At 61.7% G+C, this 26,532-nt stretch carries 19 protein-coding genes; 7 read left to right on the forward strand and 12 right to left on the reverse strand.

The features are described from left to right. Window positions 1–4 precede the first annotated feature (4 nt). Window positions 5–3,052, forward strand: a complete 3,048-nt coding sequence (locus tag C0058_RS16330) for an efflux RND transporter permease subunit (RefSeq protein WP_102369084.1) — start codon at window positions 5–7, stop codon at window positions 3,050–3,052. Window positions 3,053–3,088: 36 nt separating this feature from the next. Here the strand turns inward: C0058_RS16330 and treS are convergent, their stop codons facing one another. Continuing rightward, the gene (gene treS / locus C0058_RS16335) at window positions 3,089–5,140 is read right to left on the reverse strand and encodes a maltose alpha-D-glucosyltransferase (RefSeq protein ID WP_008433350.1); all 2,052 of its coding nucleotides are present in this window, start codon (window positions 5,138–5,140) and stop codon (window positions 3,089–3,091) included. Between the two features lie 122 nt (window positions 5,141–5,262). After that, window positions 5,263–6,045: an SDR family NAD(P)-dependent oxidoreductase gene (locus C0058_RS16340; RefSeq protein ID WP_003217767.1), complete on the reverse strand. Its 783-nt coding sequence runs from the start codon at window positions 6,043–6,045 to the stop codon at window positions 5,263–5,265. A 128-nt stretch (window positions 6,046–6,173) separates the two neighbouring features. On the opposite strand from C0058_RS16340, the gene C0058_RS16345 reads away from it, so the two are divergent. Continuing rightward, on the forward strand, window positions 6,174–7,322 hold the full coding sequence (locus tag C0058_RS16345) for an aldose epimerase family protein (protein WP_102369085.1): 1,149 nt from the start codon (window positions 6,174–6,176) through the stop codon (window positions 7,320–7,322). Window positions 7,323–7,477: 155 nt separating this feature from the next. Here the strand turns inward: C0058_RS16345 and C0058_RS16350 are convergent, their stop codons facing one another. Genes C0058_RS16350 through C0058_RS16370 form a run of 5 tightly spaced genes read right to left on the reverse strand, consistent with a single transcriptional unit; the run spans window position 7,478 to window position 13,374 of the window. Next, entirely contained in the window at window positions 7,478–8,482 is a 1,005-nt protein-coding gene (locus C0058_RS16350; RefSeq protein WP_003217769.1) for a substrate-binding domain-containing protein, read from the reverse strand. A gap of 48 nt (window positions 8,483–8,530) precedes the next feature. Then, on the reverse strand, window positions 8,531–9,406 hold the full coding sequence (locus tag C0058_RS16355; RefSeq protein WP_102369086.1) for an SMP-30/gluconolactonase/LRE family protein: 876 nt from the start codon (window positions 9,404–9,406) through the stop codon (window positions 8,531–8,533). A 39-nt stretch (window positions 9,407–9,445) separates the two neighbouring features. Next, window positions 9,446–11,026: an aldehyde dehydrogenase (NADP(+)) gene (locus tag C0058_RS16360; protein ID WP_102369087.1), complete on the reverse strand. Its 1,581-nt coding sequence runs from the start codon at window positions 11,024–11,026 to the stop codon at window positions 9,446–9,448. An 11-nt stretch (window positions 11,027–11,037) separates the two neighbouring features. After that, a complete protein-coding gene (araD1, locus tag C0058_RS16365; protein WP_102369088.1) occupies window positions 11,038–12,030 on the reverse strand; it encodes an AraD1 family protein in 993 nt (330 codons plus the stop codon). Window positions 12,031–12,051: 21 nt separating this feature from the next. Beyond that, window positions 12,052–13,374, reverse strand: a complete 1,323-nt coding sequence (locus C0058_RS16370; protein WP_087693837.1) for an MFS transporter — start codon at window positions 13,372–13,374, stop codon at window positions 12,052–12,054. Between the two features lie 192 nt (window positions 13,375–13,566). Between C0058_RS16370 and C0058_RS16375 the strand changes: the two genes are divergently transcribed. The 3 genes from C0058_RS16375 to C0058_RS16385 are packed head-to-tail and all read left to right on the forward strand — an operon-like array spanning window position 13,567 to window position 17,022. Beyond that, window positions 13,567–15,303, forward strand: a complete 1,737-nt coding sequence (locus C0058_RS16375; protein ID WP_102369089.1) for an IlvD/Edd family dehydratase — start codon at window positions 13,567–13,569, stop codon at window positions 15,301–15,303. A 56-nt stretch (window positions 15,304–15,359) separates the two neighbouring features. After that, window positions 15,360–16,082, forward strand: coding sequence for a FadR/GntR family transcriptional regulator (locus C0058_RS16380; protein WP_003217775.1), 723 nt, complete (start codon window positions 15,360–15,362; stop codon window positions 16,080–16,082). A gap of 34 nt (window positions 16,083–16,116) precedes the next feature. Next, complete coding sequence (locus tag C0058_RS16385; protein ID WP_102369090.1) at window positions 16,117–17,022, forward strand: LysR family transcriptional regulator; 906 nt, start codon at window positions 16,117–16,119, stop codon at window positions 17,020–17,022. On the opposite strand, the gene C0058_RS16390 is transcribed toward C0058_RS16385, so the two are convergent. The 5 genes from C0058_RS16390 to C0058_RS16410 form a co-directional block, all read right to left on the reverse strand. Next, window positions 17,015–17,956 carry a cupin gene (locus C0058_RS16390; RefSeq protein WP_102369091.1) on the reverse strand — a complete coding sequence of 314 codons (942 nt, stop codon included), beginning with the start codon at window positions 17,954–17,956 and terminating at the stop codon, window positions 17,015–17,017. The genes C0058_RS16385 and C0058_RS16390 overlap by 8 nt on opposite strands. A 138-nt stretch (window positions 17,957–18,094) precedes the next feature. Continuing rightward, on the reverse strand, window positions 18,095–19,207 hold the full coding sequence (locus C0058_RS16395) for a porin (RefSeq protein WP_102369092.1): 1,113 nt from the start codon (window positions 19,205–19,207) through the stop codon (window positions 18,095–18,097). Between the two features lie 138 nt (window positions 19,208–19,345). Then, window positions 19,346–22,060 carry a beta-glucosidase gene (locus C0058_RS16400; RefSeq protein ID WP_023658844.1) on the reverse strand — a complete coding sequence of 905 codons (2,715 nt, stop codon included), beginning with the start codon at window positions 22,058–22,060 and terminating at the stop codon, window positions 19,346–19,348. Window positions 22,061–22,082: 22 nt separating this feature from the next. After that, window positions 22,083–23,369 carry an MFS transporter gene (locus C0058_RS16405; protein ID WP_256579480.1) on the reverse strand — a complete coding sequence of 429 codons (1,287 nt, stop codon included), beginning with the start codon at window positions 23,367–23,369 and terminating at the stop codon, window positions 22,083–22,085. A 15-nt stretch (window positions 23,370–23,384) separates the two neighbouring features. Beyond that, window positions 23,385–24,563, reverse strand: coding sequence for a M20 aminoacylase family protein (locus tag C0058_RS16410; RefSeq protein ID WP_003217783.1), 1,179 nt, complete (start codon window positions 24,561–24,563; stop codon window positions 23,385–23,387). 109 nt (window positions 24,564–24,672) lie between these two features. Here C0058_RS16410 and C0058_RS16415 point away from each other — a divergent pair, with 109 nt between their 5' ends. Next, entirely contained in the window at window positions 24,673–25,626 is a 954-nt protein-coding gene (locus C0058_RS16415) for a LysR family transcriptional regulator (protein ID WP_003217786.1), read from the forward strand. 91 nt (window positions 25,627–25,717) lie between these two features. After that, entirely contained in the window at window positions 25,718–26,515 is a 798-nt protein-coding gene (locus tag C0058_RS16420) for a MipA/OmpV family protein (protein ID WP_003217787.1), read from the forward strand. Window positions 26,516–26,532 lie beyond the last annotated feature (17 nt).

Raw genomic sequence — 26,532 nt, forward strand, 5'->3', positions numbered from 1 at the left:
TCCCATGAAGCTTACCGATACCTTTATTCAGCGGCCGGTTTGGGCGATTGTCGTCTCGCTGTTCATCCTGATCCTGGGGCTGCGCTCGATCTTCGAATTGCCGGTGAACCAATGGCCACGCACCGAAAATACCGTGGTCACCATCACCACCGCCTACTACGGCGCGGACGCCTCCACCGTTGCCGGCTTTATCACCCAGCCGCTTGAATCGGCCATCGCCCAGGCCCAGGGCATCGACTACCTGTCTTCAACCAGCATCACCGGTGTCTCGACGATTACCGCCACGCTGCGGCTGAATTACGACGCGAGCAAGGCCCTCACCGAGATCAACACCCAGGTCAACTCGGTCAAGAACCAACTGCCGGCGCAGTCCCAGGAGCCGGTGCTGACGGTGGCGGTCGGGCAGACCACCGACGCCATGTACCTGGGTTTCTACAGCGACACCCTGCCCACCAACAACATCACCGATTACCTGGTGCGGGTGGTCAAGCCCAAGCTGGACTCGATCCAGGGGGTGCAAACCGCGGAAATCCTCGGCGGGCGCCAGTTCGCCCTGCGCGCCTGGATGGACCCGAACAAACTGGCGGCGCATAACGTGACCGCCCAGGACGTGTCCACTGCCCTGGCCAACAACAACTACCTGTCTGCCGTCGGTTCCACCCGCGGGCAAACGGTGACAGTCGACCTGACGGCCGGGACCGACTTGCACACGGTGGATGAATTCAAGCGGCTGGTGGTCAAGCAGAAAGGCGATGCCCTGGTGTACCTGGAGGACGTGGCCACCGTCACCCTCGGCGCCGAAAGCTACGACAGCAGCGTGGCGTTTTCCGGCAAGCGTTCGGTGTTCATCGGCATCAAGACGGCGCCGACTGCCAATATCCTGACGGTGGCCGACAGCGTGCGCGAGGCCTTCCCCGAGCTGCAATCCCAGTTGCCCACCGGGGTACGCGGCGAGATCGTGTATGACTCCACGGAGTTCATCAACACCTCGATCTATGAGGTGGTGAAGACCCTGGTCGAGGCGATGATCATTGTGTCGGTGGTGATCTACCTGTTCCTCGGCTCGTTCCGCGCGGTGATCGTGCCGCTGGTGGCGATCCCGCTGTCGCTGGTCGGGACCTTCTTCATCATGTACCTGCTGGGGTACTCGATAAACCTGCTGACCCTGCTTGCCCTGGTATTGGCGATCGGCCTGGTGGTGGACGACGCGATTATCGTGGTGGAGAACGTCGACCGGCATATCAAGGAAGAAGGCAAAGGCGTGCTGGAAGCTGCGCTGGTTGCCGCGCGGGAACTGGGTGGGCCGATCATCGCGATGACCGTGGTGCTGATCGCCGCCTACGTGCCCATCGGGCTGCGCAGCGGCCTTACCGGTGCGCTGTTCAAGGAGTTCTGCTTCTCACTGGCGGGTGCCGTGACCGTGTCGGCCGTGGTGGCGTTGACGCTCTCGCCGATGATGACCTCCCGGCTGTTCAAGTCCGGGCAGGAAGAAGGCCGGTTTGCCCGCAAGCTCGATCAGTACTTCGACTGGTTGCGGGGCCGTTACCACCGCGTACTCTCGGGCGGCCTGAACGTATGGCCGGTGCTGGTGACGTTTGGTTTTGTGCTGTTCCTGCTGGTGGCCGCCAGCGGCATGACCGCCAAAAGCGAACTGTCGCCCACCGAGGACCAGGGGCTGGTGTTCATGCAGATCAAGGGCCCGCCCACCGCCTCGCCGCAGCAGATGGAGCGCATCGCCGACCAGGCCTTCCAGATCGCCAACAAAGAGCCGGAATACGCGCAGATGTTCCAGCTGACCGGGTTGCCTATCCTCAACCAGGGCCTGGGCGGTGTGCTGCTGAAAAACTGGGGCGACCGCTCGCGCTCCCAGGCCCAACTGATATTGGAACTCCAGCAGAAATGGAACCAGGTGCCGGGCGCCACCATTGCGGCCTTCCCGCTGCCATCGCTGCCGGGCGCCCAGGGCTTGCCGGTGCAGTTCGTGATCACCACCACCGACTCGGTGGAAAACCTCAACGAAGTCGCCCAGGCCGTGGTGGCCGAGGCCCAGAAACAACAGCTGTTCTATTTCTCCGACATGGACCTGAAACTCGACAAGCCACAAGCCAAGCTGGTGGTGGACCGGGAAAAAATCGCCGCACTGGGCATGACCCAGGCCGACGTCGGTGCGGCGCTGTCCGCGGCACTGGGCGGCAACTACGTGAACTACTTCTCCACTGCCGGGCGTTCGTACAAAGTGATTCCCCAGGTGTTGCAGGTTGATCGCCTCAACCCGGACCAGATTCTCGATTACTACATCCGCACCCCATCCGGCAGCATGATCCAGGCGCGCACCGTGGCGCATATCGAAACCTCGACCCAGCCGGAATCCATCAACCACTTCCAGCAACTCAACTCGGCGACCCTGTCGGGCGTCAGCGGCGTGGCCCAGGGCGAACTGCTGGCGAAACTGAACACCATTCTGACCAATATTGCGCCGTCGGGTTACACCTCGGACTTCTCCGGCGAATCACGCCAGTTCATGCAGGAATCCGGCGGGTTCTTCGGCCTGCTGATGTTCTCAATCCTGATCGTGTACCTGGCCCTGGCGTTTCAGTTCGAGAGTTTCCGCGACCCGGTGGTGATCCTGTTCTCGGTGCCCCCTGCACTCTTCGGAGCGCTGGCGTTTATCACCATGGGCTTTGCCTCGATCAACGTGTACACCCAGGTGGGGCTGGTGACGTTGCTGGGGTTGATCACCAAGCACGGGATCCTGATCGTGCAGTTTGCCAACGAGTTGCAGCGCGCCGGTCACAGCAAGCGCGAGGCCATAGAAGAAGCCGCCGGCGTGCGTCTGCGGCCGATCCTGATGACCACCGCCGCCATGGTGCTGGGCGTGGTGCCGCTGGTGTGGGCCTCCGGTGCCGGGGCTGCGGGACGGCATGACATGGGCCTGGTGATCTTCGCCGGGTTGTCGATCGGTACCGTGCTGACACTGTTCATGGTGCCGGCGATGTATATGTTTATTGGTTCAACGCACCATCAGGAGACGGAACAGCCGGTCCCCGTGTAGGAGCGAGCTTGCTCGCTCCTGCAGTGGATCAGTGGGTCAGATCACTACCCGCAGCGCCAAGCCTTCATACGCATCCAGGGTGATGGTGAAATCACCCTCGGGTGTCAGATCGCCCTCCACCCGCTCATTGATGATGTCCACCACCGGCCCGGGCGCAATATCGGGCAGGTGCAGGGTTTCAGTAATCGGCGTCGAGCCGAAGTTCAGCGCCGTGATCTGGGTACCTTTGCCCGCCGGCAGCTCGTGCACCATGATCAACAGCCCCGGGTGCTGCACATCCGGCACCAGGATCTGGCGGCTGGCGGCGATGTCGTAGGCTCGGCGCACCGCGAGGATTCTTTGCAGTTGCGAGGCAAACGAATCCGGGTCGGCCAACTGGCTGATCAGGCTGCCATACAAGGTTTTCGGGCGTGGCATCTGCCCGGCGGATTGCTCCGCATCCGGATTCAGGTCCACCAGGTCATAGGCGCCGCGATGGATCCAGCGTGTGTCGCCATCCAGCATCAAGTGGGCCACCTCCTGCGCCGGCAACGGCAATGCGCCCACCAGGTCCCAGCCGGACAGTGCAAACACCCCCGGTTGCATCGCGTTGTACATCACCAGCAGCAGGTGAATCTGGCGGATCTGCTGGATATCCGCCGGGGTAATCGCCTCAAGGTCGCGAATACCCAGCGCCGCCGTGATGATGCTGGCGGTGGTGCAGGACACGCCATTGGTCACGAACTTCAGGTTATACGGCGCGTGTTCGCCAGCCAGGCGTTCGTACATCTGCTCACGGATATGCTCGCGCAGGATGCCGCCGGGAAAGGTCTGCCCCTGATAGAGGTAGGTGTCATGGGCGTGCAACGTCCAGAAGTGCACCAGTTCCAGGGTCAGCTCGTCATGGTTCTGCAAGGCGTGGATCAGCGAGCCGGGGTCGATGCCCAGGGTGTGCATCTCCCGCAGCATCAGGCGCAGGAACTCGGTGTCGCCCATCAATAACGCGTGCTGGTAAGCCGGGCGCGTGATGAAGTCGTAGGACAGGTCGGCGCCGCCGTGGGACATGGCGGCGATGTCGTCCACCGTCAGGTTCAGTTCCTGGAAGCTGAAACCGCCCGCCTTGCGAATCGCGCCGCCCAGGATCTGGTTGCCGGTGATGGACAGCGGATGGCTTTCAGACCAGGCGTTACCTTCCAGTTTTCGTTCCACGCCAAGGAAACCGTTGGCGTCCAGGCGCAGGATTTTCGCCCCCATTACGTCGATGGCGTGCAGGGCGTCGCCGATGATCATCTGCTGCGCGGCGAAGGTCGGGTCCAGCCAGTTCAGCGATGGTTGCCCTTCCTTGAAGTAATGCAGGTACACCCAGCGGCGGGGCTTGCCGTCCACGCCGATGACCACATCAGTCGCGCTCCAGTCGGTTTCCTTGACCCCGGGTTCGAAGAAGATCACCCGTTGCAACTGGCCGACGATGTAGTGCTTGTCCCTGAGCACGTCGACCTGCTGCGGGCTGAGGTTCTGCGCATCGCGGCCCTCGCTGATATCGGGCAGCAGCGGCCAGTCTTCTTCGCGGATCTCCACCATGTGGTAGAGCCCGGGATAGTCCTCGTAGGCCATCTCGGCCAGGCGGAAGTCCGCGCCCTTGCCGGTGTGGGACGGAATCACATCGTCAATGATCACCGCGTTGTGCGCGGCGGCCATGCGGGCCAGCGCCTGAAGCTGGGCTTCGGTGCCCAGTTGCGGGTCGATGTCGAAGCTGATGCGGTCAAAATTGCCGTCAATGGTGGGGGTGTGCTCGGTGCCGGATAGACCGCCCGAGCGTTTCAGCGGGCCGTTATGGATGCCCTGTATGCCGATTTTCGACAGCGCGTGCCACAAGGTTTCATCGCCCAGGGCCTCCAGTACGCTGCCGTTCTCGCGGGTGACGATGGACGCCGGATAGGCCGTGAACCACACCGATGCCAGGGCCGAAGCATCACGGGGCCGGGTATGCGCATACGGCTGTTGCCACAACCGGCCTTGCCCCGAATAAAGCCTGGCGCGTTGCTTGGCGGCATGCAGCATCGATTGTTCCACCAGCCAGGCCACATGTTTCTTATCGGCGTCCGTCATAAATCAATCACCTGCACCCATGAAGTAGTCGGTTGCGGTGGCTGCATATGAACCACCGTTCGTTACTGTATGAGGCCCCGGGCGGCGATTCGTTGCATCCGGGATGGCGACCCTTCCCCGGCCTAGACCCAGCCGCCGTCCACAATGAAGTTCTGTGCGGTACACATCGCCGATACATCAGAGGCCAGGAACAGCGCCATATTGGCGATATGTTCCGGCTCCACACTGCCCGGCAGGCACTGGCTGCGGGCGATCAACTCCCGGGCCGCGTCATCCACCCACATCGCCAGTTGTTTCTCGGTCATCACCCAGCCCGGCACCAGCGTATTGACCCTGATACGGCTGGGCCCAAGCTCCCGCGCCAGGGCCCGGGTCATGCCGTGGGCGGCGGCTTTGCTGGCGGCATATACCGGGTAGCCGCTGGAAGCCATCATCCAGCCGATGGAACCCAGGTTGATGATCGACCCGCCGCCTGCGGCCTTCATCATCGGCACCACGGCCCGGGCCGCGAAAAACCCGTGCTTCAGGTTGACCGAAATCAGTTGGTCGAACCGCTCCGAGTCGATTTCATCCAGGGTGTGCCGAACGTCGTTGGCGGCATTGTTCACCAGCACGTCGATCGGTCCAAGGCTCTGCGCCAGGCACGCTATCGCGGCCTTGTACGCGATCTCGTCGGTGATATCGCAATGGGCGAATTCGACGGCATGGCCCTCGGCCGACAATATCGCCGCCAATCGGTCGCCCTGCCCTTGCGCCCGGTCCACGAAGGCTACCTTGGCCCCCTGGCGTGCGAAGGCACGCACCATGGCCTCGCCTATCCCGGAAGCACCGCCGGAGATCAGCACGGTTTTATCCCGCAGGTCCGGGTACATCGCCTGCGCGCCGGGCTGTTTTTCAGTGTTCATGGGGCAGTCACTCCGCTGTATTTAGTCTTATTTTATATTGCATGTTTTGCGATATTGGCTATAAATCAGCCCTGCAGCCGAATAAATAGTAGAACTATTTAATCAACAACAATAAAGGTAGCTCAGTCATGCGGCAATCCCGATTCCTGCTTACCGGCCTTGGCCTCTCCCTGGCGGTGGCCAGCCTGGGCGCTCAGGCGGCTGGCTTGTCCAGCGAACACAAACCCTTCGGCAAAACCAATGACGGCACCGCCGTCGAGCAGTATGTATTGCGTAACAGCCATGGCGTACAAGCCACGGTCATCACCTATGGCGCGGTCTTGCAGTCGCTGAAAGTACCCGACAAACACGGCCAGTTCGCCGACGTGGTGCTGGGGTTCGATGACGTCCAGGGCTACCAGGCCGGTACCGCGTTCTTCGGCGCGACCATCGGCCGTTTTGGCAACCGCCTGGACAAGGGCAGCTTTGAACTGGACGGCAAACGCTATCAAGTGCCCCTCAACGACGGGCCGAACTCGCTGCACGGCGGCCCGCAAGGTTTCGACAAGCATGTGTGGAAAGCCCAGCCGGTCAAGCAGGACGATTCGGTGGGCGTGACCCTGAGCTACCTGTCCAAGGACGGCGAGATGGGTTTCCCCGGCAACCTGAAAGTCGATGTCACCTATAGCCTCAACGACAAGAACGAACTGCACATCGACTACAAGGCCACCACCGACAAACCCACGGTGCTCAACCTCACCAACCACAGTTACTTCAACCTCGCCGGCGCCGGCAGCGGTGATGTGCTCAAGCAGGTCGCCACCCTGCATGCCAGCCATTACACCCCGGTCAACAGCACCCTGATTCCCACCGGCGAACTGGCCCCGGTCGCCGGCACGCCGATGGACTTTCTCAAGCCCACTGCCATCGGCCAGCACATCAAGGACGATCATCCCCAGCTGAAATTCGCCGAACCTAAACAAGGTGGCTTTGACTTCAACTGGGTGCTGGATGCCAAGGGTGATATCGGCAAACTGGCCGCCGACGTTCGTGACCCGCAGTCCGGTCGCCGCTTGCAACTGTATACCAGCGAGCCTGGCGTGCAGTTCTATACCGGCAACTTCCTCGACGGGACGATCAAGGGCAAGGGTGGCAAGCCTTACGCCCACTGGAGTGCGTTCACCCTGGAAACCCAGCATTTTCCCGACGGCCCCAACCAGCCGAGCTTCCCCTCTACCCGTCTCGATCCTGGCCAGACCTACACGCAGAATACCGTGCTGAAATTCTCTGCTGACTAAACCTGTGGGAGCTGTCGAGCTTTGGCGAGGCTGCGATGACGTCGGCACTATCAATATCCAAGGTACCTGACCCACCGCTATCACAGCCTCCGCTGAAGCTCGACAGCTCCCACAGTACCGGCGTTAGCAGGGCTGCCGGGAAACGTCAGCGGCCATCAGTTCCACAAACCGATCTTTTCCAGCTCCTGTTTGAAGTTCTCGCGGGTGATCAGCGTCACCTCATCCATCGCCGTGTACTTCGGCGGCTCCTTACCCGTAGTGACCCACTCGAACATCATGCTCGCGGTGTTGTAGCCCTCGATGTGCGGGCTGGGCAGCATCGAGCCGAAGAAGCCGCTGTTGGCTTTCTTCAATTCGCCAATGGCATCGGTGCCGTTGATGCCGATGCCGATGACATTCGCCGCCGCAAACCCGGCGCTTTCGGTGGCGCGCACGCCGCCAAGCACGGTGTTGTCATTCATGCCGCCGATGATCAGGTTTTTCGCGCCGCCGGGCAGCTTGACCAGCGCCGAGTTGGTGGCGTCCATGCTGCCGGGGACGTCGAGGGTCTTGAGGGCTGCGTACAGGATGTGGTCATCCGGAATACCCGCAGCCTTCAGGGATTTGACCGAGCCATCAGTGCGCTTTTTACCGGTATCGAGTTCGTTGTAGGTGTTGATCACCGCATAGGTGTCCTTCCAGTCCCAGCCACGTTTTTTCGCTTCAGTGGCCATGGCACTGCCCTGCTTCTCGCCCACTTCAAACGCGGCCATGCCCAGGTAAGGCACGTCTTCCATGAAGTTGCCCTTGGCGTCCACAAAACGGTCATCCACGGCGATCACTTTCAAGCCGTTGGCTTTGGCCTTGGCCATGATCGCCGGGCCGAGGGACACGTCCGGCGGGCAAATCACAAAACCCTTGGCACCGTTGGCCGCCAGGCTGTCGATAGCCGAGAGGGTTTTCTCGCCGTCGGGCACGGCGATCTTGATCACCTCGAAGCCCTTGTCCTTGCCGGCCTTTTCGGCGAAGGCCCATTCGGTCTGGAACCAGGGCTCTTCCGCCTGCTTGACCAGAAAGCCGATCTTCACCGGCTCGGCCGCCAGCAACAGGCTGCTCAGGCCGACGGCGGACACCGCCACAGCGGCGCAGCACAGGGAACGGATACCACGACGACGATTCATAGGGTGACTCCTTGTTGTTGTTTTTGAGTGCGTTAAACAGCCTGTTGGTTATCCTGCAAAGCGGTGGCAGGTTTTCCCCGGCACATCGACCTCAATGGCCAGCACCGCACCGTCCAGCGGGTGATCCAGCGGGCTGGCGGCACTGGTGATGTACAAGGTCTTGAGGTCGGGGCCTGCGAACACGCAACTGGTGGGACGGCTGACCGGCAATTCGATGACCCGGTCAACTTCACCGTCCGGCGTCAGCCGCAGCAGGCAGCTGCCGTCCCAGCGGGCGTTCCAGATATAGCCTTCGGCGTCCATGGCCGAGCCGTCCGGGCCACCCCGGGAGTGAGGCCCGAACCAGACTTGCGCAGGTGCGAGCTGGCCCTGTTCATTAATCGGATATTGATAGAGCGTGCCGTCCAGGCTGTCGCCGAAATGCACGTGGGTGGCGGCGTCGTTCCAGAGCAAGGTGTTGGGAATGCCCAAGCCTTGCAGCAACGGCGTGACCTGCCCGTCGGTATCGACCCGGAACAGGCCGCCGGAACGTCGCAGCACCGGCAAGTCTTCACCGTGCTCGCCGATGTTGTTCTGCATGGTGCCCAGCCACAGCCGGCCCTGGGCGTCGCAGCGGGCTTCGTTGGCACGGTTGCCCGCTTGCGGATCGGCGACGCAAAGCAAGGTCAGGCGCGGATCGCTCGGCGTCGAATCGAGGTCGAGACGATACACGCCGCTGCTCAGGGTCACCAGTGCATCGCCGCTGGCGCACGGAATAAACGCCGAGACCGGCTCAGGCAATTGCCAGGTGTGCAATTGCCCGCCCTGCAGGCGCAAGGCCTGCTGGCCGATGATGTCCACCCAATACAAGGCCTGGCCCGGTACATCCCAGAACGGCCCTTCGCCCAGCCGAGCCCGGTGCGGTGTGACTGCGGTCCACGACATGAAACCTCCTGCTTTCTTGTTGTTTTCAGGTGGTACCGGTTACAGCGCGTCGCGCGACGGCTGCCCATCTACCAGACGCTGAATGCGCAACGGGTTGGCATTCTTCAGCGCGTCGGGGAGCAGGCTATCAGGGTAATTCTGAAAGCACACAGGTCGCAGGAAACGCTCGATCGCCAGGGTGCCCACGGAAGTGCCACGGGCATCCGACGTTGCCGGATACGGCCCGCCGTGGACCATCGCGTCACACACCTCGACGCCCGTGGGGTAGCCGTTGAGCAGGATGCGGCCAACCTTTTGCTCCAGCAGCGGCGTCAACTCGCCGAACTGGGTGAAATCCGCCGGCTCGCCGATGATCGTCGCGGTCAATTGGCCGTGCAGGCCGTGCAACGCCGCAGCGAGTTGGGCCTGGTCGGCGACTTCCACGAACACCGTGGTGGGGCCGAACACTTCCTCCTGCAACACTTCATCGCCGTTGATCAGCAGGCTGGCGTCCGCTTTGAATAGCTGTGGCTGCGCCTGATTGCCGGTTTGCGTCTGGCCCGCCAGGTGCTCGATGCGAGGATGGGCCAGCAGCGTGTGCAGGCCTTTGCCGTAGCTGTTCAAGGTGCCGGCATTGAGCATGGTTTGCGCGGGCTGGCCGCCGATCAGTTGGGCGACCTGTTGGGTGAAGCCTGTGAACGCTGGGGAGGCAATCCCGATCACCAGGCCCGGGTTCGTGCAGAACTGGCCGCACCCCTGCACCACCGAGGCGACCAGGTCGCGGGCGATGGTGTCTGCCCGGGTTTGCAGGGCCTGGGGCAAGACGATCACCGGGTTGATGCTGGACATCTCGGCGAACACCGGGATCGGTTGCGGGCGTGCCGCCGCCATATCGCACAACGCCCGGCCGCCCTTGAGCGAGCCGGTGAAACCCACGGCCTGGATCGCTGGGTGCTTGACCAGCGCTTCCCCCACACCGCCGCCGAAGATCATGTTGAACACGCCGCCGGGCATACCTGTGCGCTCGGCCGCCCGCATGATCGCATCGGCGACCCGCTCGGCGGTGGCCATGTGGCCGCTGTGGGCCTTGAACACCACCGGGCAACCGGCCGCCAGCGCGGCGGCGGTGTCGCCACCGGCAGTGGAAAAGGCCAGGGGGAAATTGCTCGCCCCAAACACCGCGACCGGCCCCAGGCCGATGCGGTATTGGCGCAGATCCGGGCGCGGCAAGGGCTGACGATCCGGCAGCGCCTGGTCGATCCGCGCGCCGTAGAAATCACCGCGCCGCAGTACCTTGGCGAACAACCGCATCTGGCCGCTGGTACGACCGCGCTCACCCTGGATACGCCCGGCGGGCAATGCCGTTTCGCGGCAGACCAGGGCGACAAAGTCATCACCCAGGGCGTCCAGTTCATCGGCTATCGTCTCCAGGAACGACGCACGATGCTGCGCGCTCAGGCTGCGATAGGCCGGGTAAGCCTGAGCGGCGGCGTTCGCCGCGGCGTCGACCTCCTGCGCGGTGGCCTGGTAGAAATCAAAGGGCAATGCCTCGCCACTGGTGGCGTCGATGCTCTGCAGGGTGATGCTGCCGGCAGCGCTGCGCTGGCCGCCGATGTAGTTGTGGCCACAAATCCGGGTCATGCCTGTCTCCTTCAAAGGGTGCCTATGCCGCCAGGTGCCACGCCGCTGTTGGCCACGGCAATGCCGTTGATCAATGGCGCGCCGAATTCGGCCTGGCTGATTTCGAACACATCGCCTGGCTGGGTACGAATGCCGTCGGCAAACGACAAGGTGGCGGTGCCGAAGAAATGGATATGCACGTCACCTGGGCGCAGGAACTGGGTGTATTTGAAATGGTGGTATTCAAGGTTTTCGAGGCTGTGGCACATGTTGGCTTCGCCACTGAGGAATTCGTGCTGCCACAACACCTCGCCATTGCGCACGATACGGCTGGTGCCCGCCAGGTGCCGGGGCAGTTCACCTAGGCGCAACTCGGGACCGTAGCTGCAACTGCGCAGCTTGGAGTGGGCCAGGTACAGGTAATTCTTGCGCTCCATCACGTGGTCGGAAAACTCGTTGCCCACCGCGTAGCCCAGGCGATACGGCTTGCCGTCGTGACCAATCACATACAGCCCGGCGATTTCCGGCTCTTCGCCGGCGTCTTCGGCAAACGCCGGCCACGGGAATGGCTGGCCCGGACGCACCACGATGCTGCCGTCGCCCTTGTAGAACCATTCCGGCTGCACACCGGCCTGGCCAGCAGCCGGTTTGCCGCCCTCCACGCCCCATTTGAAGATGCGCATGCTGTCGGTCATCGCGCTTTCGTCACTGGCGTTCTGGTGCATCTTGTCCCGCGCCGACGCACTGCCCAGGTGGGTCAGGCCGGTACCGCTGACCAGCGTGTGGGCCGGGTCCGGGTGATCCAGCGGTGGCAAGATCTTCTGCGCGGCCAGCAGTTTGGCGTAGTCGTGGCTCTCGGCCAGGCCGAGGTGGTCTATGTGCTGTTGCAGGGTGACGCCAGCCTCGATGGCGGCGAGTGCCAGGTCGCGTACCGTGCGGGCGGCCCGCACCTCGCGTACCTGATCGCCGTCGACCACGCCCACTCGGCGTTCGCCGTTGTTCAATTCAAACTGCACTAACCCCATGAGTGTTCTCCTGATTGCCAATTAAGTACGCGTGGCGCCACGGGCGCTGGCGGCGAACTGGTCGGGCGGCAGCACGTGCCTGCGCTCCAGCAACCGATAGACCACCCCGGTCAACACCACCCCGAACAGCATCACGCACGCCAGGAAGTACAAGCCCGACGCAAGGTTTCCGGTGTACTCCTTGAGGGCGCCGATCACGAACGGCCCGATGTAGCCGCCGAGGTTGCCCACCGAGTTGATCAAGGCGATGCCCGCCGCTGCACTCGCGCCGGCAAAGAAACGTCCCGGCAAGGTCCAGAACACCGCCGTGCAAGAAAACAGCGCAAACGCCACCAGGCACAGCGCTGCCAGTTGCCACAGCGGCACTGTCAGCCAGGCGCTGAGGAACAGGCCGATGGCGCCCAACACGTAGAGCACGGCAAGATGACCGTAGCGATCATTCAGGCGATCGGAACTGCGCGGGACGATCAGCAAACCGATGATCCCGAAGATGTAGGGCACTGCCGACACAAACCCGGTGGTCAGGTCGCTGCCGCCAAACTGCTTGATCAAGGTCGGCAGCCACAGGCCCAGGCCATAAATGCTCAAGGTCACCGGCAGGTAGAACAGCGCCAGCAGCAACACGCGTTTGTCCTTCAGCGCATGCAGCGGGTTGCCGTGCCGGGTCTGGCCGTAGGCTTGCAGGTCTTTGGCCAGCTCGCCGGTGAGCCAGGCCTTCTCCGCCTGGTCCATCCATTTCACCTGTTGCGGCCCATCCGGCAGGTAGCGCAGCACCGGCCAGGTCAGCAGGATCGCCGGGGTGCCGATGACGATGAACAACCACTGCCAGCCGTGCAGGCCGAGTATCCCGTCCATGCCGAGCAAGCCGCCCGCCACGGGGCCGGTGATCATCATCGCGATGGGTTGGGACAGGATGAACAGCCCGAGGATCTTGCCGCGGTGCCTCACCGGGAACCATTGGGTGATGTAGTAGAGGACACCCGGGAAGAACCCGGCTTCGGCGGCGCCCAGCAGAAAGCGCATCACATAGAAACTGTGGGGGCCCTGGACGAATGCCATGCCGATGGTAATCGCGCCCCAAGTCACCATGATTCGTGCGAACCAACGCCGCGCGCCGAAACGGTCGAGCATCAGGTTGCTGGGGATTTCCAGCAGGAAGTAGCCAATAAAGAACAGCCCTGCTCCCAGCCCATACGCCGCATCGCCGATGCCGACATCCGCGCCCATGTGCAATTTGGCGAAGCCCACGGCCGAGCGATCCACGTAGGCAATCAGGTACAGCAAGATCAGGAAGGGAATCAGTTTCAGCGTGATGCGACGTATCAGCCGCTGTTCCTGGCTCATGTGAGCGGTCTCCGATTGTTATTTTTATAGAGCGTTTCGGGTCGCCTCTCGCGGAAAACCGCCAGGGCCAGGCCTCGTTGAATCGGACTATATAGTAATACTATTTAATCAACAACACTTCCAAACACCCGAATTTACGCCTATGTTAAGCCGAGAATGGATCAATATAGTCTTACAATAAGAGAGTCAGCCATGTCCGAGAAAAAGCCCGTCCTGCGCTCCGCCAGCTGGTTTGGTACCGCCGATAAAAACGGCTTCATGTACCGCAGCTGGATGAAAAACCAGGGGATTGCCGATCATCAGTTCCACGGCAAACCGATCATCGGGATCTGCAATACCTGGTCGGAGCTGACGCCCTGCAACGCGCACTTCCGCCAGATTGCCGAGCATGTGAAACGCGGCGTGATCGAAGCCGGTGGCTTTCCAGTGGAATTTCCGGTGTTCTCCAACGGCGAATCGAACCTGCGCCCCACCGCGATGCTCACCCGTAACCTGGCCAGCATGGACGTGGAGGAAGCCATTCGCGGCAACCCCATCGACGGCGTGGTGCTGCTGACCGGCTGTGACAAGACCACCCCGGCGCTGCTGATGGGCGCCGCCAGTTGCGACGTGCCGGCGATCGTCGTCACCGGCGGGCCGATGCTCAACGGCAAGCACAAGGGCCAGGACATCGGCTCGGGCACCGTGGTGTGGCAGCTCAGCGAACAGGTCAAGGCGGGCACCATTACCCTCGACGATTTCCTCGCGGCCGAAGGCGGCATGTCCCGCTCGGCGGGCACCTGCAACACCATGGGCACCGCCTCGACCATGGCCTGCATGGCCGAAGCACTCGGCACTTCCCTGCCCCACAACGCGGCGATTCCCGCGGTGGATGCGCGGCGTTATGTACTGGCGCACATGTCCGGCATGCGTGCGGTGGAGATGGTGCGTGAAGACCTGAAGCTGTCGAAGATCCTGACCAAGGAGGCTTTCGAAAACGCGATTCGCGTCAACGCAGCCATCGGCGGCTCGACCAACGCCGTGATTCACCTGAAAGCCATCGCCGGGCGCATCGGCGTCGAGCTCGACCTGGACGACTGGACCCGCATGGGCCGTGGCATGCCGACCATCGTCGACCTGCAGCCGTCCGGGCGCTTCCTGATGGAGGAGTTCTACTACGCTGGCGGCCTGCCGGCGGTGCTGCGCCGCCTCGGTGAGGCCAACCTGATCCCGCACCCGAATGCCTTGACCGTCAACGGCAAGTCCCTCGGCGAAAACACCCGGGAAGCGCCGATCTACGGCCAGGACGAAGTGATCCGCACCCTCGACAACCCGATCCGCGCCGACGGCGGCATTTGTGTGTTGCGGGGCAACCTCGCGCCACTGGGTGCAGTCCTCAAGCCTTCGGCTGCCAGTGCCGAACTGATGCAGCATCGCGGGCGTGCCGTGGTGTTCGAGAACTTCGACATGTACAAGGCACGGATCAACGACCCGGAACTGGACGTGGATGCCAACTCGATCCTGGTGATGAAAAACTGCGGGCCCAAGGGTTATCCGGGCATGGCAGAAGTCGGCAACATGGGCTTGCCGGCCAAACTGCTGGCCCAGGGCGTGACCGACATGGTGCGGATTTCCGATGCGCGCATGAGCGGCACGGCCTACGGCACCGTGGTGTTGCACGTGGCGCCGGAAGCGGCGGCCGGCGGCCCGTTGGCCGCGGTCAAGGAAGGCGACTGGATCGAACTCGATTGCGCCAATGGCCGCCTGCACCTGGACATCCCGGACGCCGAACTGGCGGCCCGCATGGCCGACCTTGCGCCGCCCGAGCAACTGATTGTCGGGGGTTACCGGCAGCTGTACATCGACCACGTATTACAGGCAGACCAGGGCTGCGACTTCGACTTCCTGGTGGGCTGCCGTGGCGCCGAAGTGCCGCGTCATTCCCACTAATTGGGACGGGAGCAATGCTATGATGCCGCGTATTTCGCCAGAGTAGCCTCCCTGTTATGGATCAGCAGCCGACCAAGCCGCGCAAGAGCATGCACGCCCAAATCGTTCAGGACTTGGGCATGCACATCGTTTCCGGGCGCTTCAAGCCGGAAGAACGGTTGCCCATGGAGGCCACCTTGTGCGAGGAGTACAAGGTCAGCCGCTCGGTATTGCGTGAGGCGACTCGGGTGCTGAGCGCCAAGGGCCTGGTGATTTCCAAGCCCAAGGTCGGCGCTGTGGTGCGCCCTCGGGTGCAGTGGCACTTGCTGGACCCGGACGTGCTGACCTGGCTGATGCAGTCGACACCCCACAGCGAGTTTTTCAACACCCTGGCCGGTGTACGTCGGATCCTCGAGCCGGAAATCGCCGCGATGGCCGCGACCACCGCCACTGACGCCGACATCGCCACCATCGAAAAAGCCTACCTCGGCATGGAAACCGCCAATACCCACGAAACGTTGCTGCAGGCCGACCTGGACTTCCACCGGGCGATTGCCGATGCGACCCGCAACGACTTGCTGGCCTACATGTGCAATATGCTGTCGCTGCCACTTCGCGAGTCCATCAACATCACCAACCGTCGCCCCGACATCCAGGGCCTCAGCCTGCCCCGGCACAAAGCGATCCTCACCGCGATCAAGAACCGTGACGCCCTCGGCGCGCGGCATGCCTCCCTGGTGCAACTGGACGATACCCGGGTGGCGCTGGACACCGTGATGAACGTGCTGACGCCGCTGTAGCGCCAGGCAACCCACCGTCAAGTCGAGGCCGCCCTTGGATTACTTCGCTGCGTTAACCGCCTTTGTCGAAGCCGCCGAGGGCAATAACTTCTCCCGTGCCGCCGACCGGCTTGGCATCAAGGCTTCCACGGTTTCACGCTACGTGAAGGACCTTGAACAGGACCTCGGCATCGCCTTGTTCAACCGCTCTACCCGTACGCTGCACCTGACCGAGGGTGGCCAGACATTCCTGACGCACGCACGCCGGGTGCTGGACGAGCTGGAACAAGCCAAGGCGGCCACCTCCGCGCTGAACGAACAACCACGGGGCGTGCTCAAGCTCAACCTGCCGCCCGCCTTTGCCCGCCACCATATCCTTCCCACCTTGAATGCCTTCCTGGCCCGCTACCCGCAGATCAAGCTGGAACTGGTGCTGGACGACAGCCACGTCAACCTGATTCATGCCGGCGCGGACCTGGCGATCCGCATTGGCACCCTGGCGGATTCCACGTTGAAGGCACGCAAGATCTGCGATGAGCGCTACCGGCTGGTGGCCAGCCCGGCGTTTTGCCGGGAGTATCCGGCGCCGGTCAACCCTGCCGACCTGGCTGCCATGCCGGCGATTCTGGGGGCGGCTGACAGCGCATTTGCCAACGGGCGTGAGGTGTCACCGCTGGTGCATAAAGACAGCATCCGGATCAACGACCTGGACGCACAATTGATCGCCGCACAACAGGGCCTGGGATTTGCCTTGCTGCCCGACTGGCTGGTAGCCAAACCCATTGAAACCGGCGAGTTGCTGGTGTGGTTGCCTGAGTGGGATATCCGCATCGCAGGCCGTGAATCGGCGGTTTGGTTCGTGTATCCACCCAAGCGCATCGTGTCTTCCAAAGTGCGGTGCTTCATCGACTTTATCGTCGAGCAGATGGGCGAAACACCGCACTGGCAGCGTTTCAACTGAAGCGGATATCCAGCGACCGCAGATAGGTTTGCAGCCCCGCATCCTGGATCGGAATCAGGAAGGCTTCCGTATCGGACTCGTTGAAGTGAGCATGCCAGTAGCCTGGCGGGGTGACGAACGCCAGGCCCGGCGACCAGTCGACCCGCACCGGGTTGCGGATCTGCCCATCGGCGTCCAGTTCGGTGCCCACCAGCGAATAGCAGCCCTTGGGGCAATCAATGATGAAATCCAGCGCAATCGACTGGTGTCGGTGGGGCTTCTGAATCGACCCCGGCGGCAGGATGCCGTACATCGCCCACAGCACATGGGTCACGGTGCGAGTCTGCGGGAAGTTGCGATTGCCCAGCAGGATGCTGATACGGCTACGGTCCTGGGCGCGGGGATCATCGGCCGCTTCGCGCAGTTTTGCGTTGGCCAGCTCCGCGGGATACAGCGTCGGCACGAAGCGATCGGCACTGCGGATCACGCCCAGGTAACGCAACAGCGGCTCATCGTGGACGTAATACAGGCGCGCATCCTCCGATGCGCTGAACTGCGCTTGCTGCAGACCTGGCAGCGCAATGAAGCAGCCTTTGGTCCAGTCGATGCGGTGCGCGCCCTGAACCACACTGCCCTGCCCGGCGATGACATAAAACACCTGTGAGGTGGCGTTGGGGTGCAGTTCCAGCGTATCGCCGGCGTTCAGGCGAATGAAGTTCGCACACAGCCCCGGACCGGTGGCCGGACCTTCGCAACCCAAGGCATCGCTGAGGTCCAGCGGCACTACCCGAGAGGGCCCACTGTCGTACAGCGAGGCCGGGAAGCTGTGATAGGGAATGCGGGTGATCAGGTTGGCGCTGATGGGATTGGCGGCCTTGCTGTATTCAAAGTATTCGGCATCGAGCAGGTGCAGCGGTTGGGTATCGGCCACGTCAGGCTTGAATTCGCTATTCATTATGATCACCTCAATCTACGACTGGATTTCGCATGCCCCGTAGGACGTTGCGACGGTGACAGAACTATAGGCACTGTACGGCAGTGGATTAACCCCCCAAGTCGCACAGCAGTTGTGCGACCAGGGGCAGGTAAATTGTTAAAAGTAGTACTTGGCGACCAACTCATACTCATCCTGCCCCGTATAGTCGCCTTGCTTGTTCCTGGCCATATCGAACTTCCTCTCCAGGCCAATCGCCAAAGTGTCATGCAAGGTGATCAGGGCAAAACCGGCCACCGAGTAGCCGCTGCGCCCTGAGCTGTTCTTGTCCGAGAACAGGTTGATCCCGCCATACGCCTTGAAGAATCCCAGCTCGCCCATTTCCGGAAACGAATAGCTGCTGTAAGACTCCAGTGCCTTAGCCTCGCGATAACCACTGGCGGTGGGCGCTGATGCATTCAGGTTGCGGTACTCGCCGTAAACCACCGCGTGATACCAGGGCGCATTGGTGTAGGTCACCCCCGACAACCAGCCTTCGACATTCGGGTGCCGAGTGTTGAGTTGAGCGTGGCCGTCCAGTGAACGCTCGCTCATTTCGGTGTAGCCGTAGGCCAGGCGCAATGACCAATGATCCGCCGGGCGCCAGACAGTACCCACCTGGTACAGCGCATTGCGGGAGCTGTCGACGAATTTGCCGGCGCCCACGCTGCTGGGGTTGACGGAGTTGTGTACCGGGCCGGTGCCCAGGCCATACATCACGCCAAATTCGAAATCGTCGCTTCTTACCCGGTAATACAGGGTTTTGTTCGGCCGGGAGAAGCCCAGCAACTGGTTGCCGCCATACCCATTGAACGTGCCCTGCCCTTTAGTGCCGTAGCCCAAATACCAGTCGGTGATCGAACCCACCATGTCGAAGGTCAGGGACTTTTGCTGACCGTAGCTCAGTTGCCCCCAGCGCGCATTGCGCACGAACACATACTGGAAACGCTTGGTCTGGGCGGCGGTGCCGTCGTAGTAGAACGGGTCGTAGGCCCATTCCTGACGCATGCCCACGGCCCACTGCGAGTCGAGCTGGTGGGTGTAGATCATGTTGATCCGGTGGCCGATGCTGCCGGTGTGACGGCCCTGGATGTAGACCTTGTCGTTTGACGCGAAAATGCCCTGGGCGTGCAGCTCCAACCGATCGCTGTCGGTCTTGATCAGATCGATGGCCATGGCTGGCTGCACGCTGCACAGCGCCAGGAAGCACGCCAGGATAAAACGATGACGCACGCAAAAGCCTTGTCCAGTTGGACGAACAGAGAAATTCATCGGTGAAAGCTCCCGCTGCGCCACCAGGCAATGGCGCAGACGTTCAAGAGGTAGGTGACGCTAAAGCCTGGATATTTTTATTTTTATGGGGTGTAACGGTCAGAACGAGACGACGTGGCTGGCCCTCACGTTGTCCGACGCACTGGCGAGTTTCAAGGTGCGCTGGCCTCGCGGCAGCTCCCAGGATTGGGTCTTCACCGCCCAATACTGGAGCTTGCGCAGCGGCACGGTGATGGACACCGCCCGAGTCTCCCCGGCCTTGAGGCTGACCCGATCAAACCCGACCAGGGTCTGCGGCGCGAACTCGGCACCTTCGACCTTGTGTTGCGGTGCACTCAGGTACAGCTGCGGTACTTCATCCCCCGCAACGCCACCACTGTTGGTCAGTTTGAAATCAACCTTGAGGTCGCCATTGCCCAGGCGATAGGTTTGCAGCGCGCTGTAATCGAAGCGGCTATAGGACAACCCATAACCGAATGGGAACAGCGGTGCCTTATGCTGCGACTCAAACCAGCGGTAGCCGATATTGACGCCCTCGGTGTAACTGACCACGCCATCCAGTTGCTGGCCACGCTCGGGGTACTTGGGATCGGTGGCGGGATAGTCCTGCAGGCTGCGGGCCCAGGTAAACGGCAGGCGGCCTGCAGGGTTGCTGCGGCCGGTGAGGATGTTCGCAGTCGCAGGGCCGCCTTCATCACCTGTCCACCACATCTGCACCAGGCCCTTGACCTTGTCCAGCCATGGCATCGCGACCGGGCTGCTGGTGTTGAGCACCACTACGAGATTGGGATTGATCGCGGCGATTTCTTCGATCAGTTTGTCCTGGTCGCCCGGCAAACCAAACTGTGGGTCGGTACGCGCCCAGGCAAAAAATACGACCTTCTTCGCGCTGCGGGCAGCAGCCAGCGCCTGCGCCCGGTTGGCTTCGCGCATGGCAGGCGTGACCCACGCCAGGCGTACTTGAACCGGTTCACCAGACGTGTCGTTATAGGTGCTGACTTCAATCAGATGTTCGCCACGGCTGAGCTTGACCATCCGCCGCACGTTGTTGAGGCCATCGGTGGTTGGCATCAGGGCATCCTGCCCCGGATGCACCACATCACCGTGCAGGGCGTTTTTCAACGAGCTGCTTTCACCGATGATTTTCCCGTCGACCTTCAGCACGGCACCGGCGCCAAGCATGTGCAGGTTGAGGTTGTAGTCGCCTTCCTGATCGATGGTCAGGTGGGTTTTCCAGCTTGGCAAGGTGTTTGCCGCCAGGGCATTCGCGCCAGTGAACTGCAGTTGTTGGTCACGCTGGTTCTGCCCCTCCTCGACTCTAACCCAACCTGGCTTGCCATCGAACGAAACCCGGTCTGCCGGAATCACGACGCCGGTCATGTCATTGGCCACCGTCACGCTAATCGCGGCATTCGGTTCGATTGCCTTTAGTGCAGTGGCCGGCCCGACTTGTAGCTGCGGCATGCCGATCGCGTGCTCGGCTGAAACTCCCAGCGCAACGGGCTGGACAGCGCCCGGGCCGATCATCGCTATGCCCGTGAGGTCGTCCTTCGATAGCGGCAGTACGTTGTCCTGGTTTTTCAGCAGCACCGCCGAATGCTCACTGGTGCGGCGCACGATGGCGGACAACCCGGCAACCATCGGGGTCGACTGTGGCTGGTGGCTGCCCTTGTCCAACAGGCCGAAACGCTCCATCTGCCCGAGCACGCGCCTGGCGGCCGTGTCGATGTCCTGTTCCCTGACGGTTTTATCCCGCAGGGCTTCAAACAGGTTGCTCGGCTTCTCGTCGTTGGGGAATTGCCCCAGCAGCACGTTTGGCCGCTGGCCGACCATCCACTCCTCCGGCATGGGCCGAGCGAAGACCTTTTTCATGCTGCCCATGGACGTGTGCAGCGCAGGCTGTTGCTGCTCGGTGTCGTCGTAGTAGGAACGCATGATGTCCCAGAATGGGTGCTGTTCATCGATGCGCCCGGGCATCTCCATGTCCATGCCCCGCTTGATGTATTGCGCACTGTGCACGCCGCCCCAGTCAGAGGTGACAAAGCCCTTGAAGCCCATCTGCTTGCGCAGCACCTGTTCCAGCAATTGTTCGTTGCCGCAGGCGAATTCGCCGTTGAGCTTGTTGTAGGAGCACATGATTGACGCTACGCCGGCGTCAACGGCGTCCTGGAACGGAGCCAGGTACACCTCGTGCAGGGCTTGCTCGGGGATGCTCACGTCAAAGCCGGTCATGTCGTAGCCGACCAGGTGCTTGGCTTGCGCCATCACGCCCTGGCCCTGGATGCCCTTGATCAATTCAGCGCCCATGCTGCCGGTCAGGAGCGGGTCTTCGCCATAGGTGTTCCAGCCGCGCCGAAAGCCCGAGTCGCGGAACATGTTGATGAAGGGCTCCAGCGCCACGTCGATGCCCAGGCGCTTTGCTTCCTCGCCAATCACCGTGCCGTTATCAAAGGCATCCTGTTTGCTGAAGGTGGCGGCAAGGCCCATGGTCGAGGTGGGAATGATCGAGGCCTTGCGGGTCAGGATACCGGGTGGCCCGTCTGCCATGCGCAGGGCCGGCACGCCGAGGCGCGGTACGCCCGGCAGGTAGCCGGCCTGACCCTGGTTGGTAGCATCCGCTTCGGTCATGCCGCGGATCAGGTTGAACTTGTCGTCAAGGGTCATCTTTTTCAGCAGGGCATCCACCCGGGCCTCATCGGTTTCCCTGGCCATGGACGGCCCCGCCAGGGTTGAACACAACACCGCCGCTGCCAGCGTCGACAGTCGGAAAAAACCAGGGCATACGCGCCCGTACCGCGTTATTGAGGTAGTCATGAAAAGCTCCGTTACTTCTGGGTTAACGTTGAGTGGGTTCTTTGACAAGCGCCAGGCCCAGCAGGGAAACCAGCCCGCACACAATCAGGTAGAACGCCGGGGCGCTGGGGTTGCCGGTAAGTGAGATCAGCAGCGTGCAGAAGAACTGCGCAAAGCCGCCGAAAATGATGCTGGCCAGGGCGTAGGTCACCGAGAGGCCTGTCGCCCGGACCTGAGCGGGGAAAATTTCCGCAAGCAACACCAGCGAAGGCACGGTATTGCACACCAGCAACGCCGCCAGGGTACTCGCTACAATCACCAGCGCGGGCAAAGTAGGCGAGTGCTGCAACAGCACGAACGCCGGGTAGATCAACAGCAACAAGGCCAGCCGCGACCAGAAAATCATGCGCTTGCGCCCCCAGCGATCACAGGCTCGGCCGGAAGCCACCGCCAGCGCCACTTGCACGGCACCCGCTGCGCAGCCGGTCCAGATCCCGGCAGACAGCGGCAGGTGTAACTGCGCCACGGCAAAATTCGAGAGGTAATGCAGGATTACATAGGAGCCCGAAGTGCCGCCGATGGCGATCAGGATTCCGGCGGCCAACGCACGTTTATGCTCGCCCCAGCTCAAGCGATGGCTGACGTCGTGCTTCACCTGGTCACTTTCCTGCAGGTGCCGGCGCATATACGAGCCCACCGGGATCACCAGCAGCCCGATCACAAATGGCAGACGCCAGCCCCAGGCCATGACTTGTTCCTCGGTCAGGGTGTAGTTCACGCTCAGGCCCACCACTGCACCGAGCAACACGCTCAGGCCTTGGCTGAAGAATTGCCAACTGGTGAAGTAACCTCGTTCGTGGCTGTCGGCTTTTTCCATCAGGTAAGTCGTCGACGCGCCGACCTCGCCGCCAATCGCGAAGCCTTGCAGCAGTCGGGCAAACACGATCAGCAAGGGCGCGGCGATACCTATCTGGCCATAAGTGGGCGCCAGCACAAAAATCAGCGAACCGATGGCCATCAGCCAAAGGGTCAATATCATCGCGGCCTTGCGCCCTACCCGGTCGGCATACTGGCCGAGCAAAATGCTGCCCAACGGGCGCATGAAAAAACCGATGCCATAGGTGGCGAACGCCAGCAGCAGCTGGTTTGAGCCTTCCATGGGAAAGAACTGCTTGCCGATCACCGTGGCGAAAAAGCTGTAGACCGTGAAGTCGTAGAACTCCAGGCCATTGCCGATGGTGACGGCGGCGATGTTGTTTTTCCTGCCGGGCTGGGCCGGTGCCGATGTGCGCACAGACACGGCGGACGCTTCAGTTGAAGTAGTTTCCATGATCGGGTCCGGGCCTCAATTGACAGCAGCAGTGTGCTTGAGCATTTTTTCCACCAGCTTGACCCAGTAGGACGCGCCGACCAAAAGGCACTGGTCGTTGAAGTCGAATTTGGGATGGTGACACATGACGTTCTCCGCACTGTCGCCATTGCCGATGATCAGGTAGGAGCCCGGGCATTTCGCCAACATAAAGGCGAAGTCTTCGCTGCCTGTGAGCGGGCGCATATTCTCGATCAGGCCGTCTTCCCCGCACCATTCCAGAGCTGCACTGCGGGCCAGTTCCGTCTCCGCCTCATCATTGACCAGTACCGGGTAACGCCGGTTGTAATGCACGTCTGCGTTGCCGCCGTAACTCTGTGCGATGTGCTGCGCCAGGGTAGTAATGCGGGTTTGCAGCAGGTCGCGAGTGTCGGCTCGCAATGACCGAACGCTGACCAGCAGCTTGGCGGATGCCGGGATCACATTTGCAGCGGAACCTGCATGAATAGAGCCAACGCTGACGATTGCGGTGTCCAGTGGGTCGATATTGCGCGATACCACACTTTGCAGGCACAAGGTCAAAGTAGCCGCGATCACTACCGGATCCACTGTCTTGTGGGGCACTGCTCCATGCCCTCCCACGCCGTTCAGGGTGATCGTCGCCGTGTCGGATGAGGCCATGAACGGCCCGGCGAGAAAGCCCAGCTTGCCCTGGGGGAAGCCCGGCATATTGTGCATGGCGAAGATCGCATCGCACGGAAACAGCTCAAACAAACCCTGTTCGACCATTTCACGGGCGCCGCCCAAGCCTTCTTCCGCCGGCTGGAAGATCACGTTCAGGGTGCCGCTGAAGCGTCGGGTGTTGGCCAAGACTTTGGCCGCTGCCAGCAGTGTGGCGGTGTGACCATCATGGCCGCAGGCGTGCATTTTGCCGGGCTGGGTGCTAGCGTATTCCAGGCCCGTCTCCTCGGCAATCGGCAGCGCGTCCATGTCGGCCCGCAAGCCTATGCGCGCGCCGTCACCGTTGCGCAATTGCCCTACTACGCCGGTGCCGGCCAGGCCGCGATGCACCTCGAAGCCCCATTCCTCAAGTTTTTGCGCCACCAGGTCACTGGTTGCAAACTCCTCGAAGCCCAATTCCGGATGAGCGTGGATAGCGCGCCTGATGGCTATCATCTCGTCCTGAATCTGTTCGATCTCTGCCAGAATCTTCATTTTTGTTGTCTCCTCAGACCCGATATGGGCTTGATTCTGACCCGTATTGACAGAATGAAAAGACAACCTTTAGGCTCGATGACAACATTTAGTTGTCATCAGGGGCAGCATGAAAACCAACCAGTTCACCGCTTTGGTGGCGGTCGCCGAAACCGGGAGCATCCGCAGCGCGGCCAAATCCGTCGGCCTGACCCAGGCCGCAATCACCCGCACCTTGCGTGATCTGGAGCAGCAACAAGGGGTGGAATTGCTGGAGCGCACCCACACCGGCGTGCGTTTTACCGAGGCTGGCAAAAGCCTGCTGCACCACGCGCGCCTGATACTCAGCGAGATTGAAAAGGCCAAGGCCGACCTGAACCTGATTCGCAGCGGGCAGGCCGAACGCCTGCGTATTGCCGTCTCGCCGTTTATCAACTTCAGCTTTCTGCCGGAATGCCTGAGCCTCTACCAGCAAGAGTACCCCCACGTATTCCTCGAGGTGTTCGAGGGGCTGCACGGCATTTCGGTGCCGCAGCTTCGGGACGGCTATCTGGATTTCGCGGTGATCCAGGCCAGTAATTTCATTACCGAAAACGAGTTCTCCATCGAACCGCTGTTTTCTTATCAGGCCCATGTGGTGGGGCGTAAAGACCATCCGCTACGGCACTCCAGTTCCATTGATGAACTGAATGCCATGAAGTGGCTGGCGAACTACCCGCCTTCGCTGCACAACACGTTTATCAGCGATCTGAACCGGGAGTTTCGCCTGTCACCCCCGCCCAGTCATGTGGTGAGCGTGCACTCGGCGGGGATTTTGCTGCCGGTGCTGTTGCAGACGGACTCGCTGACTGTATTGCCTGACTTATTGCTCAAATCCGCGTGTTTTGCCGATGCGGTTGCGCCGTTGAGTGCGTTCAAAGGCTCCAAATCAAGGATCCTCGGCGTGGTCAGCCGCCGGGGTAACGTGCGCAGCAAAGCTGCAACTGCCTTCATCGGTGTGTTGAAGCAGGTCATCAAGCAACACGCCAGGAATCCCGGTTCACGGTTCAGCGAGAGGCTGTCGCCGAAGGATTTGTTCTTTTGAGTGACCTCTTAACAAGCGATTAATCCGCCTAAAAATTTCTTAATTCCTCCCCGACATACTCCGCCTCAGCCCTCCCTCTGAGAACACACCTATGTCGCCCATCGAAGCTAAATCGCCGCCCGTGAACGCGTTGACCTCGTTTGTCGGGACACTGTGCCTGGCCAGCCTGTCGCTGCTGCCCGGCATCACCCTCGCGGCGCCAGAAAGCGACAAGGCATTTGGCTGGGGACTGGGCCTGGGGGCCGCCGTGACAAATTCCCCCTACCGCGGCCATGACAACGACAGCCAACTCTTGCCGGCGGTGTCCTATGAAAATCGCTGGATCAGCGTGATGGGCCCTGGTATCGACTTCAAGATTCCCAGCGACAGCGCGCTGTCCTTTCGTTTGCAGGCCCGGTACGGGCTGGGTGAAGGCTATGACGCCTCCGATTCCGAGGACCTGGACGGCATGCGTGACCGTGATCCCGGCATCTGGCTGGGGGGCAAGGCCATCTGGCAGAGCCCGGTCGCGCAGTTTTCCGCGCAATGGGCAGGCGATGCGTCAGGCAACAGTGACGGGCAAATCATCCGGCTGGCCGTCGAGCGACGCTTTACCGCGGGAAGCTTCGACTTCACCCCGCGCCTGGCAGCGGTGCACCTGGATGAAGATTACGTCGCTTACTACTACGGTGTACGCGCCCGCGAAGCCACGGCGACGCGTCGGGCCTACACCGGTGACGCCACCGTCAATATCGAGGCAGGGGTACGCGTTGGTTATCAGCTGGAGGCCAACCAGCACGTCTATCTGGACCTGAGCGCCACACGCCTGGGCAGTGAGATTGAAGACAGCCCGATCGTGGACCGATCCACCCTCGGTTCGGCACGGCTTTGGTACATGTACCGTTTTTGACTGACATGGCCGTCGCG

This window comes from Pseudomonas sp. NC02, assembly GCF_002874965.1.
Classification (GTDB): Bacteria; Pseudomonadota; Gammaproteobacteria; order Pseudomonadales; family Pseudomonadaceae; genus Aquipseudomonas.

Bases quoted from the DNA above. Each gene is read 5' to 3' on its own strand.
- C0058_RS16330 (WP_102369084.1), top strand. From the start codon at position 5: ATGAAGCTTACCGATACCTTTATTCAGCGGCCGGTTTGGGCGATTGTC.
- treS (WP_008433350.1), bottom strand. From the start codon at position 5,140: ATGACGGACGCCGATAAGAAACATGTGGCCTGGCTGGTGGAACAATCG.
- C0058_RS16340 (WP_003217767.1), bottom strand. From the start codon at position 6,045: ATGAACACTGAAAAACAGCCCGGCGCGCAGGCGATGTACCCGGACCTG.
- C0058_RS16345 (WP_102369085.1), top strand. From the start codon at position 6,174: ATGCGGCAATCCCGATTCCTGCTTACCGGCCTTGGCCTCTCCCTGGCG.
- C0058_RS16350 (WP_003217769.1), bottom strand. From the start codon at position 8,482: ATGAATCGTCGTCGTGGTATCCGTTCCCTGTGCTGCGCCGCTGTGGCG.
- C0058_RS16355 (WP_102369086.1), bottom strand. From the start codon at position 9,406: ATGTCGTGGACCGCAGTCACACCGCACCGGGCTCGGCTGGGCGAAGGG.
- C0058_RS16360 (WP_102369087.1), bottom strand. From the start codon at position 11,026: ATGACCCGGATTTGTGGCCACAACTACATCGGCGGCCAGCGCAGCGCT.
- araD1 (WP_102369088.1), bottom strand. From the start codon at position 12,030: ATGGGGTTAGTGCAGTTTGAATTGAACAACGGCGAACGCCGAGTGGGC.
- C0058_RS16370 (WP_087693837.1), bottom strand. From the start codon at position 13,374: ATGAGCCAGGAACAGCGGCTGATACGTCGCATCACGCTGAAACTGATT.
- C0058_RS16375 (WP_102369089.1), top strand. From the start codon at position 13,567: ATGTCCGAGAAAAAGCCCGTCCTGCGCTCCGCCAGCTGGTTTGGTACC.
- C0058_RS16380 (WP_003217775.1), top strand. From the start codon at position 15,360: ATGGATCAGCAGCCGACCAAGCCGCGCAAGAGCATGCACGCCCAAATC.
- C0058_RS16390 (WP_102369091.1), bottom strand. From the start codon at position 17,956: ATGAATAGCGAATTCAAGCCTGACGTGGCCGATACCCAACCGCTGCAC.
- C0058_RS16400 (WP_023658844.1), bottom strand. From the start codon at position 22,060: ATGACTACCTCAATAACGCGGTACGGGCGCGTATGCCCTGGTTTTTTC.
- C0058_RS16405 (WP_256579480.1), bottom strand. From the start codon at position 23,369: ATGGAAACTACTTCAACTGAAGCGTCCGCCGTGTCTGTGCGCACATCG.
- C0058_RS16410 (WP_003217783.1), bottom strand. From the start codon at position 24,563: ATGAAGATTCTGGCAGAGATCGAACAGATTCAGGACGAGATGATAGCC.
- C0058_RS16415 (WP_003217786.1), top strand. From the start codon at position 24,673: ATGAAAACCAACCAGTTCACCGCTTTGGTGGCGGTCGCCGAAACCGGG.
- C0058_RS16420 (WP_003217787.1), top strand. From the start codon at position 25,718: ATGTCGCCCATCGAAGCTAAATCGCCGCCCGTGAACGCGTTGACCTCG.